We start from the raw sequence: 18,634 nt of genomic DNA, 5'->3' as shown, positions 1-18,634 counted from the left end.
GGGTCGATGGATCGGCAGGCGAAGACCCTGGCTCACCCACGGGCTTGCTGTCCCTGAGGGTCGTCGGTCTTCCGCCTGCCACCGCACCCGCCAGTGTAGCAGATGAGGCAAAATCAGAGTTACAAGGGGCGGGGGGCTCTTCGAGCCTCGCAGGATTCCACAGGCCGGTGCGAATTCCGTGCGCCTTGTGACCTCCATCTGCCTTGTCAAAATGGGGTCGGGCTGATACAGCCCCACCCGTCGCCGCAATAGCTCAGCTGGTAGAGCACCTCATTCGTAATGAGGGGGTCGGGGGTTCGAATCCCTCTTGCGGCACCACTTGCCTTCCCGGACATCGCTATGTCAGCCCGCGCTCCCGCAAGGAGCGACCGTTCCGCTGGCGCTAGTTGCAGTTCGCTCGGCAGCGGATGGCGTGAACCTTGTTGATCCCTTCGCCGATCGTGGTGATCTCGATCAGCATGTCGCGCCTGGAGCGCCAGGTGAAGTTGCAATAGGCGAGGCCCGTCCCGGAGCAGGACGACATTTCGGGGCGCCCCTGGCAGCGTTCGTCGCCAGCATAGCACTTGTCGGCGCCGGGAAGCGTGACCGGCTCATAGCCGAGGCCGATCAGGCTCTGCCGCGCCTCCTGATAGCTCGTGCCTTTTGGGAAGGACGGTAGGCGCTCCGCTGCGGTCGCAGCCGTGGTCATGACGGCGATGATGGTGGCAAGGACTGCAAGGCGCATTTGCTTCACTCTCGGCGTGGGTCGACTAAGCCGCTTTGTGCCGTTTTCCGACGTCTTCGCCGATCGGGCGCTAATCTCGGTTGCGCTGGGTCTTGTTCCGGATCGCGGTCAGGCCGGACATCGCCTGCGGCGAGCCATTGGCCCGGTAGAGCGCCTGGAATATCTGGGCGGCGTCGTCATAGCGGCCGAGGTTGAAGTAGCTCCAGCCGCGCATCTGCATCAGATCGGTCGTTTCGGAGGCGTAGCGCGACCGTTCACCCAGCGTGATCAGCGCGCCATTGAAGTCCTTGGCGTCGTACTGGGCGTAGAAGCGCTCGGACAGGAGCAGGGTCTGGAGTTCCTTGCGGCGGGCTGGCGGCAATGCCGCGCTCGCTGCCGCAACGCCGGCTTCCGCTGTCAGCCCCTGTTGCAGCTTCGCATAGGCCTTGCCCGCAGCTGCATCGGCCGCGGTCCGGGGGTTGCCGCCGCGCTGGGCGGCATCGAACGCCTCCGCCGCAGCGGCCGGCCGCTTCAGGTTGAGCAGGCACCAGCCGCGCTGGAGCGCGGCTGGTCCGCTGATGCCGGTGCCGCAGGAACCGTTGCGCGGGCGCTCGGGTGCGGCGCGGCGCGTCGCTATCGCGGCGGGGATATCGTCTTCATAACTGGATGGCGGCGCAGGCTCGGTGCGGGTGACACGACGCGGTGCCCGCTCGACGGGCTCGGGCGCCGGAACCATGCGGGCCGTCGGGCTCGTCTCGGGCAGGGGCCGGATTTCTCGCACTGTGGTTGGGGTGCGCCCACGCGCCGGGTTCAGCAGGTCCGCGATGCGGGGCGAACGGCTGCGCCATTCGGCGATGATGGTGCGCAAACCGGCCTGGTCGCGCAGGCGCTGATGCACCAGAGCGAGCCCGTAAGCGGCCGGCTCGTAGCCGCGATCCCAGGAGAGCGCGGTCTCGAACCAGGTCTCGGCCGGCGCAATCTGCCCGGAATTATAGGCGTACCAGCCGAGCGCGGCTCCGCCGGGAGCATAGCGGTCGACGCCCACCGTTTTGGCGATGCGCTCGATCACGGCGCGTTCGAGCCGCGGCGCCGGTTCCTGGGCGATCAGCGCGGTCGCGACGTCGAGATAGGCCTTCCGGTTGGCCGGGCCGGCTTCGAGCCATTGCGCGCCGAGGGTTTCCGCCTCCTGGTATTTCTGCAGCGCGCCCAGAGCGAGCACGGCTCCTTCCGCGGCCTTGGCGCCGCCATTGCGCGCCAGCGCCATCTGGAACCAGGTCAAGGCCTTGGCCGGCTCGTTGTGGCGGAAGCTGTAGAAGCCAAGCAGGATCGGGTCGTCCGGCGTCGTCGCGGCGTTGGCGAGCACCTCGATGCGCCGGATCTCCTCGGGCGTTGCGGTCAGGGTCGGGTCTTCGGCGGCCTTGCCGACATGCCGCCGCGCGATCTCGTCGCGGATGCCCGAGAATTCGCTCTGGCGCTCCTGCGCCAGCAACGGACTGACCAGTGCTTCCGGCAGGCTGGCGAGCGCCTTCTGCATGGTGCCGACCCGCTCGGCCGGGTTGGTGCAGTTGGTCAGGACATAGGCATAGGCGTCGCGGGCCCGCTCCGGCGCGCCGGTCTGGACGAAGGCCTCGGCCACGCGCCAGAGCGCGTCGACATTGGCGCAGGTCAGGAGCGCCGGCGTCTCGGTGCCGATGCGGATGACCTGCTCCCATTGCCTGGCATTGGACGCATTGGCCAGGCGCTGGCCGGCCTCGGCCCGGTCGAGCTGGGCGATCAGATCGGCCGGCGCCTGCCAGCTTGGATCGGCGCTGCTGCGCTGGCCGATCGCGGCGCGCGCTTCGCCATACTTGCCCTCGGCGAACAGCCGCCAGATCCGCTCCAGTTCGGGGTCGCCGGTCGGCTGCGGCGAGGTCAGGTCGGTTGGCGGCTTCCACTCGGGATAGAGGGCGCGCAGCCGGGCGAGCTCCGCCTCGTAGCGGCGGGTGTCACCCTGCGTCGCGAAATAGCGCAGGGCCGTCTCGTCGACCTTCTGTCCCTGTGGCGCTGCCGGCGAGCCTGGCCGTCCAGCCGGGGCCTGGGCCAATTCGGTCTCGGTCTGCCCGGCTGCAGGTCCGGCCGCTTGCGTCGAATCGGGCTGCGTCTCTGTCTGGGCCAGTGCCTGCTGGACGGCGGGCGACGGTGCGTCCCGCCATGTCAGCTCATGGCCGTAGCGGCCCAGCCCGTAGAAGGCGGCGCTCGAGGCCGCGACCGCGATCAGCACGGATTTCACATGCATTGCGGATACCTCTCGCTCAGCATCGAGAGGGCGAGCAGATGCAGCGTTGACGGATAATAGGCCGTCGGCTGGAAGGTCTTGAGCTCGGCTGGAACGGGGGTGCGGTCGAGCGCGCAGGCGATTGCCGCGGCCAGGATGCGATAGCCGGCATCCGGCAGCGGCTCGGCAGGCTTGCCGGTCGGCACGTCGATCACGGCGGTGCCGTTGGCCCAGGCCTGACGGAACGGCTCGAGGCGCTGCCTGTCGGCAAGGCCCGCCCGCAGGAGGTAGAGTGGGATGCGCAGCGCGTTGTAGCCGAACTGCGGCGGGAAGCCGTCTGCCGGCTTCGGCTCGCCCTTGAGCGAGAGCCAGTCGGCGGCCGGTGTCTTTCGCCTGGCGAGGTCGTCGAGGAGCTTCAGCCCGCTGGCCTGCACCTGCATCCAGGCCTGGTCGCCGGTGAGCTTGGCGAGGAGAGGGAAGCTCTCGAATACCCAGTAGGATGGGTTGATCACCGGGCCGTCCGCCCGCTCCTGCTCTGAAAAACCCTTCGCCGCAGGCATCAGCCAGATTTCGCTGCCGCGCTTCAGCAGTGCGACCCTGGCCAGTGACCGAGCGATCTGGCGGGCCGCGGTGGTGTAGGCCGGCATCGACCAGCGCGTGCCGGCGCAGGCGAGAGCCTCGATGATCAGCAGGTCGCCGTCGCTGGCATTGTTGATGTCGGTGACGCGCGGGCTGGCCTTCGGGTCCCAGCGCCAGGCGGCGAGGCCGTCATCGCGGATCAGGAGTTCGGTCCGGGTGAAGGAGAGGATGCTGGCGAAGCTGCCGCGATCGCCGGCGAGGCAGGCCAGCAGCAGGCCGTAGCCCTGGCTCTCGCTATGGCTGATGCCACCATTGGCGTCGTCGACGACGCGACCCTCGGCGGTGACGAACTTCTGGCGGTAGAGTTCCCAGGCGCCGGCCGGCAGGGCGGCCTGTGCGCCGGGAGCCAGGCAAAGCAGGGTTGCTGCCAAAGCTGCGCGGAGCCGTTTCATGAGCGCCTTCCCAACCGGCCGAGCATCAGGAAGGTCCCGATGCCGAGGCCGATGCAGGCTGCGAGCAGTGTCAGCGCATAGACACCGATATTGCTCGACATCCAGTTGGCGAAGACCAGGCGCATATTGGCCAGGCTGAACGGCCGGGTCATGACGAAGGAGGTGCTGTCCGCCGAGATGACGTGATTGTCCTGGCCGCTGCGGAAAGCCGTGACCTTGCCGGCCATGCCGGCCCAGTTGCCGGGGGTGACGAGCCTGTCCGCCGCCCGCTCCAGCGCCTCCTCCTGGCGCACGACGAAGGCGGTCCAGACCTGCCGCGTATCGGGGTCGGCCCCTTGGGCGGCGATCAGTTCGGCTCCTTCCGCCGGCTCGTAGAGCGAAGGCGCGCGCGAAGGCGTGCGCAGTTGCGCGAAGGAAAGGTCGAAGGTCCGCTGCAGCCACTGGTCGAAGCCGATGAAGTAGCGGGCGAGCGGCCCGCCGAGCGAGCCGCGCCAGCGGTCGCGGACCGCCTCCGTCGTCGGCGCGCCGCCGCCCGAATCCTCCGGCGTGGTCTGCCGGCCCTGGAAGCGGTTGATCACCGCGTCGAACACGGCCGTGCCTTCGGTTTCCGGCACGACGACGACCGCGTCCGCGCGCTGTGGCCAGGTGTTGCGGATATTGTCGGCGATGCCGACGCGCGGCAGCAGCCCGGTGGGCAGCTGGCCAGCGGCGCCGACGATCAAGGCGGGACGGTTGCCGACGGTCGCGGCGCTGCCGAGGATGTCGATCGGAAGCGGTCGGTCGGCACGCTGGGCCAGCCGGGCGAGTAATGTGGCGGCGGCGCCGAGATTGGGCAGGTCCTGCCGGCCGATGATCAGCGCCACATGCGAAGCGATCGAATAAGGAAAACCGGTGCCCGCCACCGCCGCGAGATTCGGGCTGACGCCGATCTTGGCGAAATCCGGGAACGTCAGCGTCGTGGTGTCGAACAAGGCGAAGCGATTCTTTCCGGGCAGGGTCGCGCCCGGCCCGCAGGCGAGGTCGGACCGCGTCGGCATGACCGCCTCGAACCAGATCTCGTTGATCCCCGGCCGGAAGTGGCGGAGCGGCACGGTGATCGGGGTTTGCTGGAAGAGCCCGCCACTTGTCGTATTGAGCGGCACCGTCGCCGCGACATTGCCGTTGACGAAGATTTCGATGTGACCGGAACCGGGAAGGACCTCGTCCGAGTAAGCGCCGTCGAGATAGAGCGTCGCCTCGCCATAGGCGTTGGCATAGAAATCTCCGGGCATGGCGACGACGGCGCGCACGCGCAGGCGCCGACCCGAGGATTCCTGGGTGGGGACGCCGAGCTCGGAGAAGCGCAGCGCCTGCTTGCCCGAGATGAACGGCGCGTCCGGAACATGCCAGCTCGCCGTGCCCATCGTCTTGCGGTTGATGTTGGTCGGCCTCGACACGGGCCCGGTCAGGAGCCTGGCGATGATCGCCTCGAGATCCGGCCAGGTCTCCCCGGTGACGAGGAGGGCAGCGGGCCCCAGTTTAGGATTCGCGACGAAGCCGAGGAAGCTGCCGGCTCCCGCCTCGGCGGGCAACGCGCCGATGAGATCGCGCAATTCCTTGCTCGTGCCGAGCAACACGGTCAGCACGCCGGGACGGATGCGCTCCGGCAGCCGCTCGGAGACCCGCACCGCAGCCTGGCTGTAGCGGCCACGCAGTGCGATGCCCTGCGCGACGGCGAGGATGCTGCTCGCGGCAATAGCGCGCGTGGCGCCGGGCGCGACGATATGGATCGTCGTCTGCCCGCTCTCGTCGGCGCCGACGGCCGGCAGGTCGTCGATGCCGCGCAGGCGCGATTGCTGTGTTGCCGGGTTCCTGAAGGACAGCCTGGTGCCCGCACCGTCGATGCGCGTCCACAATTCATAGGTGGAGGTGATCGTGCAGTCGGTGCGGTGGCGCTGCACGGCCTCGAAGCGGATCGTGTTCTGACCGGGTCTGAGCAGCCCCTTGCGGATCGCGGTCGAGGTTCGCTTCAGGCGATCGGAGGAGGCAATCGGCGCCTCCATGATGCGCTCGCCATTGATGCGGACCGTCAGCCGCGAGGCCTCGGGCATCACGACCAGCGCGTTCTGGAAGGCGATGTCGAGATTGAGATCGGCGCTCGCCTCGTCCTGCGTCAGGTAGAAGGCCCAGCTGCGCGTATCACTCTCGCCTTCGAGCGTGACGCGAGCCGCCGGCAGCAGCGGTTTGAAGGCGAAGCTGGTGGGGATAGCGGGCGTGGCCGGCGCGGGCGCGGCGGCTCGTGGCGGTTCCGGTGGGCGAGGGGCGGCCGGCTGCTGGGCCGGTGGCGCAATCATGAACGGCGCCGGCTCCTGCGGCGGCTGGGCATCCTGAGCGCCCAATCCGGAGCCCCCGATCGGGAGAATCGCTGCCGCGGCAAGGATGGGCAGGAGGCGCGTTCTCATTCCGCCGCTCTCCGCGCAGGATTGGAGCGGGAAAAGCGGGCGAGGCCGAAGAAATAGGACAGGCCGCGGCTGGTCTGGAACACGGCGAGACGCAGGAAGCGCAAGGTGCCGTAGACGACGCCCATGTTCTGGCGGCGCGCCTTCTGGAAATCGCTCCAGATCTTGGCATCGGAAAAGGCGAGGTCGGCGATGATCCGGCTGTGCAGCGGCTCGCTCGGCTCGTAGCGGCAGCCGAGCACCAGGCCCTTCTCGTCCGAAGCCAGGCGGGCGACGCGCACGGGCAGTGCACCGGGTGGCATCGCGACCGACGTCTCGAAGGCGATCTCGCCCGTGCTGCCCACCGCCAGCTTGTCGAAGCCTTTGGACAACACCCGAATGGCGACGCCGTCGACGGAGACGTTCTCGGTGACGATCGGCGCCGTCCGGCCGTCGATGCTGATCTCGCCGCGGCGCTTCACCGGAAAACGCCGGGCGCCGCGCCCTTCCGGCCGCTCCGAGGCCACGCCGAGGGCGCAGCCCGCCATCAGCAGGTTGAGGATGTTCCACAAGCCGACCACGAGCGTGGTGTCGGCATTGTAGGGCTGGGTGATAGTGCGCCAATAGGTGGCGACGACACCGAGCGCCAGCACGGCGAAGATGATGAAGAAGGGCAGGCCGAGCTCGGAGACACGCCGTGTCCCCAGCTCTTCGCTCTTGGCGGTGACCTTGAAGGTCGGCTTGCCGGGATTGAGGATGACCGAGATCACCGCCGGCAACAGGTAGACCGACTGGATGAATTCGTAGAGCTCGGAAATCCACGGCCAGCGATAGCGGCCATAGAGATAGTTCTGCATCATCAGGTTCACCGCCATGTAGCTGAACACATAGGCGATGAACTCGGCGCCGGAGGCCGTGAAGATCTCCAATCCGAAGAAGAGATAACAGAGCGGCGCGACCAGGAAGGTCAGGCGCACGAACGGGAACAGCCAGAACAGGGCCGAGGACGAGTAGCACAGGCGCTGCGGCAAAGAGAGGCCGCTCTTCAGCATCGGACGATGGTAGATCAGGATCTGCATCATGCCCTGCGCCCAGCGCGAGCGCTGGCCGATGAAGCTCGTAAAGGTCGCCGGCTGCAGCCCCGCGATCAGCGGCTTGTCGACATAGACGCTGTTCCAGCCGGTGGCGTGCAGCGTGATTGCGGTCTCCGCATCCTCGGTGATGCTGCGGCCGGAGAAGCCGCTGGTCGTCTGCAGCGCCGCGCGGCGCAGCACCGCGGCAGAGCCGCAGAAGAACGAGGCGTTCCACTTGTCGAGGCCGCGCTGGATGATGCCGTAGAACATCTCGTTCTCCGACGGCATCGCCTTGAAGGTCTTGAGGTTGCGCTCCAGCGGGTCGGGATTGATGAAGAAGTGCGGCGTCTGGACCAGGAACAGCTTCGGATCCTCGGCGAAATAGCCGATCGTCTCGGTCAGGAAGCTGCGCGCCGGCGCATGGTCGGCGTCGAAGACGACGATGAGCTCGCCGCTGGAGTTGGCGAGGCCGTTGTTGAGGTTGCCGGCCTTGGCGCTGACATTGCGCTCGCGCGTCAGATAGGTGACGCCGAGCCCCTCGCAAAGCGTCTGCAGCGCCGCGCGACGCTCACGCGCCGCACTGGCGGCGACGAAATTGTCGGCGTTGCATTTCTCATCGGTGCCGCCGTCGTCGAGCAGGTAGACCGTCAGGCGGCCGGCCGGATAGTCCATGGCGAGCGCTGCCGAGAGCGTCGTCGCCAGCAGCTCCGGCTCCTCGTTGTAGGTGGGCACGAAGACATCGACGGCGGGGGCATCCGCAGGAAGCGGCGGCGGCGTCTTGCGTCGCGGCAGCGGCATCGCCACGACGAACAGGCTGAGGAACAGCATGCCGATATTGTAGAGCTCGGCCAGATAGAGGATCAGGCCGGGAATGAAGTCCTCGAGCTGGTTGACCGGCGGCAGCGTGCTCGTCGTGCGCCAGTAGACATAGCGCAGCACCATCGCCGTCCCGAGGCCGAGCGCGATCAGGCGCCAGACCCCGTAGGGACGCAGGAACTTCAGCAGGATCATCGCTCCGACGACTATCGTCCCGGCGATCAGATGCGCCTGCAGGCTGATCGGCAGCGTGATGAGCGCGACGACCACAGCGGTCGCGATGGCCCAGAAGATGACGTAGCTCGCGGTTCGCATCGATTCGTCTGACGCTTCGTTGCCTCAGGGCGCCGGTGGCGGCGGAACGGTCGGGTATCCCTCCAGCGGCCTGTCCGGGATTGGCTGAGAATCATGGGTTCGGTCGGCTTCGGTCTGCGAAGCCCGCGCCGGTCGCGGCCGCGCAGCCCGCCGGGGCGCGGGCGCTTCTGCTGTCGAAACCTGCGGCAGCGGGTAGATCGGCGCGCCGGCCTTGCCGAGTCCCGGCGCTGGCGCCGGTGCGTCCCCGATCGGTCCCCAACCGCTCCGCCGCAGCGAGGCGTTGAGCGAGTAGTCATAAGCGAGACGTAGCAGCGCCGCTTCCGTCGCCGCCGGATCGCACACGCGCAGGCGAACCGAGACTGCGCCCGATTTGGGCCGGAAGACGCTGTCGCCCTCGGCGATGCGCTGCCACGCGTAGAGGCAGGCCTCGCCACCGGCGCCGCGGCCGAAGGCATAGCCGAACGGGCCGTATCTGTTCTGGACGAAGACGGCCGAGGGGGCCATGGCGACGCCCGGCAGGCGTTCTTCCATGTCCTGCGCGACGGCGAAATCGTCGATTCCCGGCAGCTTGAGCAGGTTGCCCTCGACGCCGGTGCTGTCCGGCAGGTCGGCCGCGGTGAAGAAGGCGACCTGGATCGTGTTCTCGCCGGGTGTCCGGCCGCGCGTCGCCAGCGAGATCGTCTGCGAAACCGCGTTTTCGTAGCTGCGCTGCGTGACACCGATCGCGGGCGGGCCGCCGGGCGGCAAGACGATCAGCGCCCGGCTGGGATCGACTGCGATGGCGCGGGTCGAGAAGCTCAGTTCGGCGTCGGAGAGCCGCTGCTCGCCACAACCCGCCGCGATCAGTGCCGTGGCGGCGACCCACAGGAGTGCTGCCTTCTGCGCTGGCGGGATCGCGAGACCCGCGATCGTCACTCGCCGATGAATCGTCATTGTCGCAGGAAGCGTTTGTTGCGCGCCGTCATGCATTGACCATCGATTAACATTGGTTAACGAGTCGTTACTCCCGTGCGCAGGCGGCCTGGGGAGCGCATCGGCCGAGTACCTTGCCGCCAATACAGGTGATTCGCGCCGGCCTTCCAACCGATTGTGCGTTGCAATGGCCATTTTTGGAGTGGATTTGGCTGGGCGAGGCCGTGTCCAATCGATCGACGAGCCTCGGAACGTGGCGGCTATTATCGTGCATCTTTCAGGGGTGACTGAATTCGCTCTAAATACCAGGCGGTTGCGAAGGCTGTCTGGTCGAGCGATAGCCTGATGCCCGCGCCGAAATCCCCGCCGGCTTGCGCCGCGAGGGTTTAAAAGGCGAGCGCAAGCCCAAGGGGTGCGCGGGGTCCGGTTGCGGCAGCGTTCCGCCGCTGTGTCGAATGTCGATGTCGAGATGTCGAAGCAGCGATGCTCGCCACTCCCGAACCCCGCACGCGGTTCTCTTTAAGGTGCCTCGCCGCGCCTTCAGGTCGGGCAAGACCCGGCTTCGCCCGGACGAGACCCCTCCGCCATTCCAGCCCGCGACGGCTGTTCAAGACGGACACCGCTCTCCCGCCCGGCCGCACGATGCCTCGCGACAGCCCCCTTGGTCGGGCGGGACGGGATAAGCATACGGCAGGTTTCAGGGGCGGGGATTGATTGGCGAGTTGTCCCCGCTGCCGCCGCCGACATGCTCGCCCTTGTGGCGAGCATCCACGTCTTGAACACGGTGCTTCACCAAAGAAGACATGGATGGTCGGGACAAGCCCGGCCATGACGGGTAGGGCGCGGACAGGGCAGGGGATGGCCTCCCATGACCAGTTGTGCGGAGTGCTGACCGCACGGCCAGAGTCAGGCTCCTGGCCCCCTCCCGCGCACCTCCTTCCAGGAGGGGAGGTGGCAGGCCACTGCCAACTGTGTCCTCCTTGCCACATGTTGAAGCGTTAATCGAATGTGAACGGCGGTTCATTGCGCCGGCTGCGCCCTAACGTAAAGTACCGCCACGGCCGGGGTGGGACAGTGTCAGCCAGACGAAGAATGCAGGCGAGCCCGATGCGGCCGACGGCGGAGTGCGTCTCGCCGGCGCAAGGGGCGTGGCCTGCGCTTTTCCATGCGCTGATGCGGCCTATGGCGGTCTCGCTCGATGGCGCGTGTTCGCTAGGCCCGCGACCCGTCGTCAGGCATCTTCGCGCCCTGCTCGCGGCTACCTCGATTCTCGTCTTGCTCGCTCTGGCGCTGGCCCCGCCGGCGGTCGCCAATGGCGGAAGCGGCGGCAATGGCGGCGGCGGAGACGGCACGGGCGGCGCAGGCGGGATCGACGACCCGACAGGCGCTGGCGGCGCCGGAAGCAACGGTACCCCCACTTTCGGCGGCGGCGGCGGCGGCGGCGCTGGTGCCGTCACAGGTGGCGCCGGGGGCTTTAACGTTAGCGGAAACCCCGGTCTCGGCGAGGGCGGCACGGGCGGCGTTCACGGCTCGGTCGGCGCCGGTCTGCCGGCTGGCGTCAGCACCGGCAGCAATGGCGGCGCCGGGAACAATGGCACCGGCGCCAGCGGCGGCGGCGGCGGCGGCGCCGGCGGCTATGGCGCGGTCGTCACCGGCGCCGGGACGGCGGGTACGATCACAGGCGCCGTCACCGGCGGCAATGGCGGGGCTGGCGGAAGCAGCGTTTTCGACCAGGGCGGTTCCGGCGGCTCCGGCGGCATCGGCCTGCTCTTCACCAATGGCACCTTGCCGACCACGCTCGTCGTCACCGGCACGGTCCAGGGCGGTGATGGCGGCGCGGCGGGCACGGGCGGCGTGTTCGCTGGTTCGGGCACTGCTGGCCTCGGCGGCTTCGGCATCGTCGGCTCCAATCTGCACATCACCAATAACGGCACGATTGCCGGCGGGCTCTCCGGCGGCGGGCTCCGCAATTCTGCGATCGTGCTCACCGGTGGCGATAACTCGCTCACCTTCGGCAACGCCAGCTCCGGCATCACCGGCGAGATCACGGTCGGGGGCGGCACGCTGACTTTTGCCCAGCCGACCGACGTCACCGTCGCCAATGTGATCGGCGGCGCCGGCGCGGTGATCAAGACCGGGGCCGGCACGGTCGTGCTCTCCGGCGTCAACACCTATACCGGCGGCACCACGATCAACGCCGGCAAGCTCTCGATCGCGGCTGACGCCAATCTCGGCGCCGCTTCGGGCGGGCTGACGCTGGATGGCGGCACGCTGCAGGTCGCCGGCAACGTCACCACGGCCCGCACGGTGACACTGAACGCCGGCGGTGGCACGGTCGAGACCGATGCCGGCCGCTCGCTGTTCGTAACCAGCGCCGGCACCATCACCGGCGATGGCGGGCTGACCAAGACCGGCGCCGGCACGCTCGCGATCCAGGGCACCAGCGACTATAGGGGCGCCACGCTGGTCCAGGCCGGCCGGCTGGTCGCGAGCTCCGATACGGCGTTCTCGGCCAATTCCGACTATACGATCGCTGCCGGCGCCGTGCTCGAGGTCAGCGACGTGCCCGGCATCTTCGCGACCACCGGCTCGCTCTCGGGCGCCGGCGCCGTCGAGATTGGCAATGGCGCGACGCTGGTCACCGGCGCGACCAGCCGGACCGCGACCTTTGCCGGCAGCCTTTCCGGCAATGGCTCGCTCGCTTTCACCGGCGCGGGCACGCAGATCTATACCGGCACCGGCACGCTCGGCGGCGGCTTCTCGATCTGCGCCTGCGACACCGGCCAGTTCATCATCCGCGGCGGCTCGCTGACCTTCGGCGACAATATCGAGATCAACGGCGGAACGGTCGTCGTCGACCAAGGCGGCACGCTCGCCACCGCCAATCCCGGCTCGGGCCTCGTCGTCTTCTCCAATCTGCGCATCGATGGGGTCGGTTCCTCGGTCACGACCGACATATTCCTGCTGCAGGGTCTGGCGAGCAACGCTTCGCTGATCATCTCGGGCGGCGCGAGGCTGACCGTCACCCTCGGCGCCGCGGTCCAGGCCGATTTCGGCGGCAGTGCCAGCGCGCTGGTGACCGGCGCGGGCTCGCTCTGGACCATCCCCAACACCTTCGCCATCGGTCCCGGCTCGACGGAGCCGACGTCCGTCACCCTCGCCGAGGGCGGCGAACTCCGGATCACCGCGGGCGACCTCCAGATCGACACGCTCGGCACGCTCAACCTCGGCAATGGCGGCACGGCCGGTCGGCTGACCATCACGGCGGGAGCGATCGTCAACGACGGCGCCATCGTCGCCGACTTCACCGACACTTCGACGCTGGCCTACGATATCTCCGGCGCCGGCACGCTGACCAAGCGCGGCTCCGGCGTGCTGACCCTGACCGGTACCAATAGCTATACCGGCGGCACGACGCTGGCGGGCGGCACGCTGAGCGTGTCATCGGAGGCCAATCTGGGCGATGTCTCCGGCGCGCTGACACTGAACGGCGGCGTGCTGCGGGTGACCGGCACGGCCTTCAACCAGACGGCGCGCAACATCGTTTTCGGCGCCAACGGCGGCGGCTTCGACATCGCGGCGGCGGGCAACACCTTCACGGTGACGCAGTCCTTCTCGGGCACGGGCTCGCTCTCGAAGGCTGGGGCCGGCACGCTCGTCCTGACCAACACCCACAGTTATACCGGCACGACGACGGTTTCGGGCGGCACGCTGCGGGCCGGGCGGGCGGGCGCGTTCTCGTCCAACTCGGCTTTTACGGTCGCGGCCGGCGCGACGCTCGGCCTTGCCGGCTTCGATCAGGCGATCGGCTCGCTTGCGGGCGGCGGCACGGTCACCCTGGGCGCAGGCCTACTGGCCACCGGCTCCGACAACAGCTCGACGACCTTCTCGGGCTCGATCACCGGCAGTGGCGGCCTGACCAAGATCGGCACCGGGACATTCACGCTGACGGGGACGAGCAGCTATAGCGGCGCGACCACGGTCGACGCCGGCAAGCTCGTGGTCAACGGCTTGGTCGCGAACTCAGTGGCGACGGTCAATGGCGGCGCGGAGCTTGCCGGCACGGGCACGGTCGGCGGCATCGTCGCGAATGCCAGTGGCACGGTCGCGCCCGGCAACTCGATCGGCACGCTCAACGTTTCTGGCAATGTCTCGTTCGCGAGTGGCTCGATCTATCAGGTCGAGATCAACGCCGCCGGCCAGAGCGACAGGATCGTCGCTACCGGCATGGCGACGCTGTCGGGCGGCACAGTCGCGGTGCTGGCGGAGGCCGGCAACTACGCCGCGGCGACGAACTACACCATCCTGACCGCCGCGGGCGGGGTCAGCGGCCGCTTCGCCGCGGTCACCTCGAACCTCGCCTTCCTGACGCCGTCCCTCGGCTATGACAGCCAGAATGTCACGCTGACCATGACGCGCAACGACACCAGCTTCGGCCCGGGCGACGGCGGCGATACATCCGGTGGCGGCAGCTCGGGCGGCGGCGGGAGCCCGGGCGGGTCGCAGCGCCCCTATGTCGCCGCGACGCGCAATCAGGGCTTCATCGCCAATGCCGCCGAGCGGCTCGGCGTCGGCAACCCGGTCTACGACGCGCTGCTCTCGGGCACGGCGGCGGAAGCCCGCGCCGGTTTCGATCTGCTCTCCGGCGAGGCGCATGCGCAGGCGGTCAGCGTGATGATCGACGAGAGCCGGCTGGTGCGCGAGACCATCCTGTCGCGCCTGCGCGGGCCGCTGCTGACCGCTCCGGCGGGCCAGGTCGCGGCGAGCTTCAGCGCCGATCTGCCCGGCCGCAAGGGTGCGGTGCTGATGAGCGCCCCGGCCCCGCAGCCACGCTACACCCTCTGGGGCGAGGCCTTTGGCGGTGCCGGCAACAGCGATGCCGATGGCAATGCCGCGAGCCTCAGCCGCCGCAGCGGCGGGGCCCTGCTCGGGGCCGACCTGATGTTCTATGACAACCCCGGCTCGTCGCTGCGCGTCGGTGTCGCCGGCGGCTACAGCCAGTCGCGCTTCGACCTCGACGCACGGCGCTCCTCGGGCAAGCTCGATAGCGGACATGCCGGCCTCTATGCCGGCGCGCGTTTCGGCAATCTCAGGCTCGACGCCGGCCTGGCCTACAGCTGGTCCGAGAGCGACATCCGCCGCCAGGTCCAGATCCGTGGTTTTGGTGACAGTCTGCGGCTGCAGCGCCCCGGCGCAGTGGCGCAGGGCTTCGCTGAGCTCGGCTATGGCTTCGCCTTCCAGGGCTTTGCACTCGAGCCCTTCGCCCAGCTCGCTCTGATCCGGGTCAGCACGGATGCGGGTACCGAGCAGGGCGGCGTTGCGGCGCTGCGCCTCCTCTCCTCCGAGCAGGTGCTTGGCTTCAGCACGCTCGGCCTGCGCGCCGAGGCGCAGCTCGGCTCTGCCCCGCTCTTCGCCCGCGCCATGCTCGGCTGGCGTCACGGCTTTGGCGAACTCATCCCGCAGGCCAGCACGGCCTTCGCCCTCGGAACCACCCCGGCCCGCGTGTTCGCCGCACCGATCGACCGCGAGGCGCTGGTCGCCGAAGCCGGCCTCGACTGGCGCATCTCGTCCGCCACCGCGCTCGGCCTGACCTACTCGGCAGCAGTGGGCGAACGCTCGCGCGACCACGCCCTCAAGGGCAGGGTCGAGATGAAGTTCTGAGGAGGAGGCGCGCTATTGCGCCTCCAGCACCAGCTCAAGCGTCATCAGGACCGGGTTCTCGCCGCGCGCGAGGGCGCCCTGCGCCATGCCGCCGGTATAGTCGACCAGCGCGATGGCGAGCGCTGCTTCCGGCTTGCCGTCAGTGCCAGGCGCGACATGGCCAGCGGTGATCGCGATCTCGGTGGCGAAGGGCTCGATCGAGCGGCCATCGGCAAAGCGCGCGCCGATGGTCGAGCCGACGCCGCCATGGATGATCGCCTGCGCGATGCCGCGCTCGGCGCAGAACGCTTCCAGCGCAGTGAAGACATCGCGGTTCGGCCGTAGTCGCAGCACGAAGAAACGGCCGCCGGCGTCCGCACCGCCACTTGGCCGCTGCGCAGGCATGAATAGCTTGAAATTGGTCTCCAGATCATGACCGGCGACGAAGCCGGCGCCCTCCAATCCGACCGCATCGACGCTGATCGGTTCTGCCAGGAAGCTCTGGTCCGGCAGGATATGACCGCCATTGCGGGTGCCGTCGGCCTCGCGCCAGAGCGCATGGCCATGGAAGAACGGAGCGTCGTCGCGCGCGCCGAAGGTCAGCGCTCCCGCCTCGATCCGGGTCACGCCCTCCGGCCGGAAGGTCTCGCTGTAGAAGGCTGCATGCTCCGGCGTCGCCGACAGCGCCGGCATGACATAGGCGAAGGGCGCGAGGGTGAGCCCGGCCGGCAGCCGCAGCACGCCGCTGGAGAAGCCCTGCGCGGCGAAGGCCTCGGCGATCGCGTCGAGCAGCAGGCCGGGCTTCAGCTCAAGCGTGAGCTTGCGGCCGCGCGCCTCGGCCCACTGCACCCGCTCGGCCTCGGCCGGTCCCGGCTGCTGGATCGTCCTCACGCCGAGGCTCCCGGCGCACGGACGAAGTCGAGCAGGCCGCGCTTCTCCAGTTCGTCGCGGACGAGGCGCTTGGGCACCTTGCCATAGCCGGATTTCGGCAACTCCTCGAAGAAGAAGAAGCGCTTGGGCATCTTGTAGCGTGGGATCTTCTCGGCAAGATAGTTTGCCAGCTCATTTTCATCGATGCGCCCACGCGCGACGCAGACGGCGACGCCGATCTCGCCCCAGACCGTATCGGGCACGCCGAGCACGGCGGCCTCGGCGATCGCCGGATGGGTCAGGATCTTTTCCTCGATCTCGCGCGGATAGATGTTCGAGCCGCCGGAGATGTACATGTCCGAGGCGCGGCCGGTGATGTAGACGAAGCCCTGCTCGTCCATATGGCCGAGATCGCCGGTACGGAACCAACCGTCGCGGAAGGATTTCGCGTTGGCCTCCGGGTTCTCGTAATAGCCGGCGAAGACGGCCGGGCCGATCACGCAGATCTCGCCGGTCTCGAAGGGCTTGAGCTCCTCGCCCGCATCGTTCTGGATCGCGACCTGGATGCCGGTGCGCTCAACGCCGCAGCTGCCGATGCGCGCCTGCGGCCCGTCCTCTTCCTCGTGCAGATAGGTCGGCAGCACCGTGATGTTGCCGGTGACCTCGCCGAGGCCGAAATACTGCACCAGCACCTTGCCTAGCTTGGCCAGCGCCGTCTTCTGGTCCTCGCGATACATCGGCGCGCCGGCATAGATGACATGGCGCAGGCTGGAGTGGTCGTGGAGGTCGACGGCCGGATGCTCGACCAGCATCTTCAGGATGGTCGGCACGGTGAAGATGTTGGTCACCCGGTGCTTTTCGATCAGCCGGAAGGCCTCGTCGATGTCGAAGCGCTCGGTCGGCAGCAGGATCGTCGGCGCGCCGCGGGCGGAGAGGACGAGCTGATGCACGCCGGCGCCGTGCGAGAGCGGGGCGACGACGAGCGAAGCGTCAGCTTCCGTCGAGCCCGGCACGAGGTCGGCGAGGTGGTTGGTGACGACGAAACTCATCTGGCCATGGGTCAGCACCGCGGCCTTGGAGCGGCCGGTGGTGCCCGAGGTGAAGAAGAACCAGCAGGGATCGTCGCGGTCGACGACCGCGTCCGGCATATGGCTGCCGTTATGCGCGGCGATCGCCTCGGTCAGCGTCGTCTCGCCGAAAGCGCCGGCACCGATCCGCCAGGTGAACTCGAGCGCCTTGCTCTCCTTGGCGACGGCCTGCGCATGATCGGGGAAGTCGCCATGGCAGAGGAAGCCCTTGGCGCCCGAGGACGTCGCGAGCCAGGCGACCTCGTCCGGCATCAGCCTAAAATTGGTCGGCACCCAGACGGCACCGAGCCGGAAGGCGGCGAACATCGAGACGAACATCTCGTCGCAATTCTTCGAGTGGACGAGGATGCGGTCGCCCTTGCCGATGCCGCGCGCCGCCAGGGCGGCGCAGAGCGCGTGCGCGGCCGCGTCGAGCTCACTCCACGTCCATTGCCGCTCGCCCCAGATCAACCCGGGCCGGTCGCTGAAGCGGCGGGCATTGCGCGTCAGGAAATGCGCGAGGTTCATCACCCGCGTCGTCACGGGCTTTTGCCCACCCGCCGGGCCGGCGCCTGCTGCGCTCGTCGTCATGGCGTCGTCTCCGCTGTCCTGATTTCGTTGTGCGCGGGCTGCTCCGGCTTCACGCGCCGCTCCAACAGGGCGACGATCCGCGTCTCAACCTGCCGCGCCTCGTGGCGCAGCAGGGCGGCGAGCTCTTCCTGCCGTTGCGGCTGCATACGTGAATCAATCGCGGCGATGCTGAGCGCGCCGGCGACCCGCCCGTCCGGATAACGCACGGGCACGCCGACGCCCCAGGAGCTGGCGACGATGTGGCCGGGATTGAGGGCGAAGCCCTGACGCCGGGTGAGGTCGATCTCGGCCCTGAGCTGCGTCGGCGAATAGGCCGGGTAGCGCGCGTCGAGGACGGCGCGATTGGCCTCGATCATCCCCGCGATCTCGTCGTCCGGTAGCGCCGCCAGCATGGCGAGCGAGCCGGCGCCGACGCCGAGCGGGTGCTGGTCGCCGGCCTGCAAGGCATGGGTGCGCACCGGCCAGGTACCTTCCTCGCGATGCAGGCAGATGACGAAGCGGTCGCGCCGGATCGAGAAGAAGCTGGTGTCCTGCGTCGTGTCGGAGAGCGCCCGCAGGCTCGGCATGGCGAGGTCGAGCAGGCCGTGGCGTTGGCCCGAGAGCAGGCCGAGCACGAAGGCCTCTTCGCCGAGATGGTAGCGCCGCGTCCGCGCTTCCTGTTCGACCAGGCCCGCCCGCATCAGCGCCAGCAGCAGGCGCCGGACGGTCGGCTTGTTCAGCCCGCTGTCCTCGACGATCTCGCTGAGCGGCAGGCCGGATGCCGTCTCGCGGCCGACGAGCGCCAGCAGTCGCAAAGCGCGGTCGACGCTCTGCGAGCCTGACAGATCGGGCGTCGGCACGGAATCGTGCTGCATGTCCTCCGCCATATTGGGTCCATGATGCGGACCTCTCTCCTGCTTTAAAGGTGTAGATGGCCGCGCCAGTGATTGCAACAATGGCTGATCC

General features: G+C 68.6%; 10 protein-coding genes and 1 tRNA gene. 2 read left to right on the top strand and 9 right to left on the bottom strand.

The features are described 5' to 3' along the window. Positions 1-242 precede the first annotated feature (242 nt). Positions 243-318: transfer RNA gene (locus tag B6S44_RS21270), tRNA-Thr, on the top strand. A 64-nt stretch (positions 319-382) separates the two neighbouring features. On the opposite strand, the gene B6S44_RS21265 is transcribed toward B6S44_RS21270, so the two are convergent. The 6 genes from B6S44_RS21265 to bcsN form a co-directional block, all read right to left on the bottom strand. Further along, complete coding sequence (locus B6S44_RS21265) at positions 383-724, bottom strand: hypothetical protein (RefSeq protein ID WP_129158835.1); 342 nt, start codon at positions 722-724, stop codon at positions 383-385. A 70-nt stretch (positions 725-794) separates the two neighbouring features. Beyond that, a complete protein-coding gene (locus B6S44_RS21260) occupies positions 795-2,978 on the bottom strand; it encodes a hypothetical protein (protein WP_129158834.1) in 2,184 nt (727 codons plus the stop codon). Further along, positions 2,969-3,988, bottom strand: a complete 1,020-nt coding sequence (locus B6S44_RS21255; RefSeq protein ID WP_129158833.1) for a family 8 glycosyl hydrolase — start codon at positions 3,986-3,988, stop codon at positions 2,969-2,971. Before B6S44_RS21255 ends, B6S44_RS21260 begins: the two co-directional genes overlap by 10 nt. Then, the gene (locus B6S44_RS21250) at positions 3,985-6,429 is read right to left on the bottom strand and encodes a cellulose biosynthesis cyclic di-GMP-binding regulatory protein BcsB (RefSeq protein ID WP_129158832.1); all 2,445 of its coding nucleotides are present in this window, start codon (positions 6,427-6,429) and stop codon (positions 3,985-3,987) included. The genes B6S44_RS21255 and B6S44_RS21250 overlap by 4 nt, the downstream gene beginning before the upstream one ends. Next, the gene (bcsA, locus tag B6S44_RS21245) at positions 6,426-8,609 is read right to left on the bottom strand and encodes a UDP-forming cellulose synthase catalytic subunit (protein WP_129158831.1); all 2,184 of its coding nucleotides are present in this window, start codon (positions 8,607-8,609) and stop codon (positions 6,426-6,428) included. Before bcsA ends, B6S44_RS21250 begins: the two co-directional genes overlap by 4 nt. 24 nt (positions 8,610-8,633) lie before the next feature. Beyond that, entirely contained in the window at positions 8,634-9,524 is an 891-nt protein-coding gene (bcsN, locus tag B6S44_RS21240) for a cellulose biosynthesis protein BcsN (RefSeq protein WP_164985903.1), read from the bottom strand. A 1,179-nt stretch (positions 9,525-10,703) separates the two neighbouring features. Here bcsN and B6S44_RS29445 point away from each other — a divergent pair. Continuing rightward, entirely contained in the window at positions 10,704-15,182 is a 4,479-nt protein-coding gene (locus B6S44_RS29445) for an autotransporter domain-containing protein (RefSeq protein ID WP_164985902.1), read from the top strand. Positions 15,183-15,194: 12 nt separating this feature from the next. Here B6S44_RS29445 and B6S44_RS21215 read toward each other — a convergent pair whose 3' ends face one another. From B6S44_RS21215 to B6S44_RS21205, 3 genes are read right to left on the bottom strand one after another with little or no spacing between them, the layout of a single operon-like run. Continuing rightward, on the bottom strand, positions 15,195-16,052 hold the full coding sequence (locus tag B6S44_RS21215; protein WP_129158829.1) for a PCC domain-containing protein: 858 nt from the start codon (positions 16,050-16,052) through the stop codon (positions 15,195-15,197). Further along, positions 16,049-17,689 (bottom strand): acyl-CoA synthetase, encoded by a 1,641-nt coding sequence (locus B6S44_RS21210; RefSeq protein ID WP_129158828.1) that lies wholly within the window; start codon positions 17,687-17,689, stop codon positions 16,049-16,051. Before B6S44_RS21210 ends, B6S44_RS21215 begins: the two co-directional genes overlap by 4 nt. Continuing rightward, positions 17,686-18,543, bottom strand: a complete 858-nt coding sequence (locus B6S44_RS21205) for an IclR family transcriptional regulator (protein ID WP_129158827.1) — start codon at positions 18,541-18,543, stop codon at positions 17,686-17,688. The genes B6S44_RS21210 and B6S44_RS21205 overlap by 4 nt, the downstream gene beginning before the upstream one ends. Positions 18,544-18,634: the final 91 nt, after the last annotated feature.

The organism is Allobosea sp. Tri-44 (genome assembly GCF_004123845.1).
Taxonomy (GTDB): Bacteria; Pseudomonadota; Alphaproteobacteria; order Rhizobiales; family Beijerinckiaceae; genus Allobosea.
Note: the sequence above shows the minus strand (reverse complement) of the source record. Positions and strands in the feature narration are given on the sequence as shown.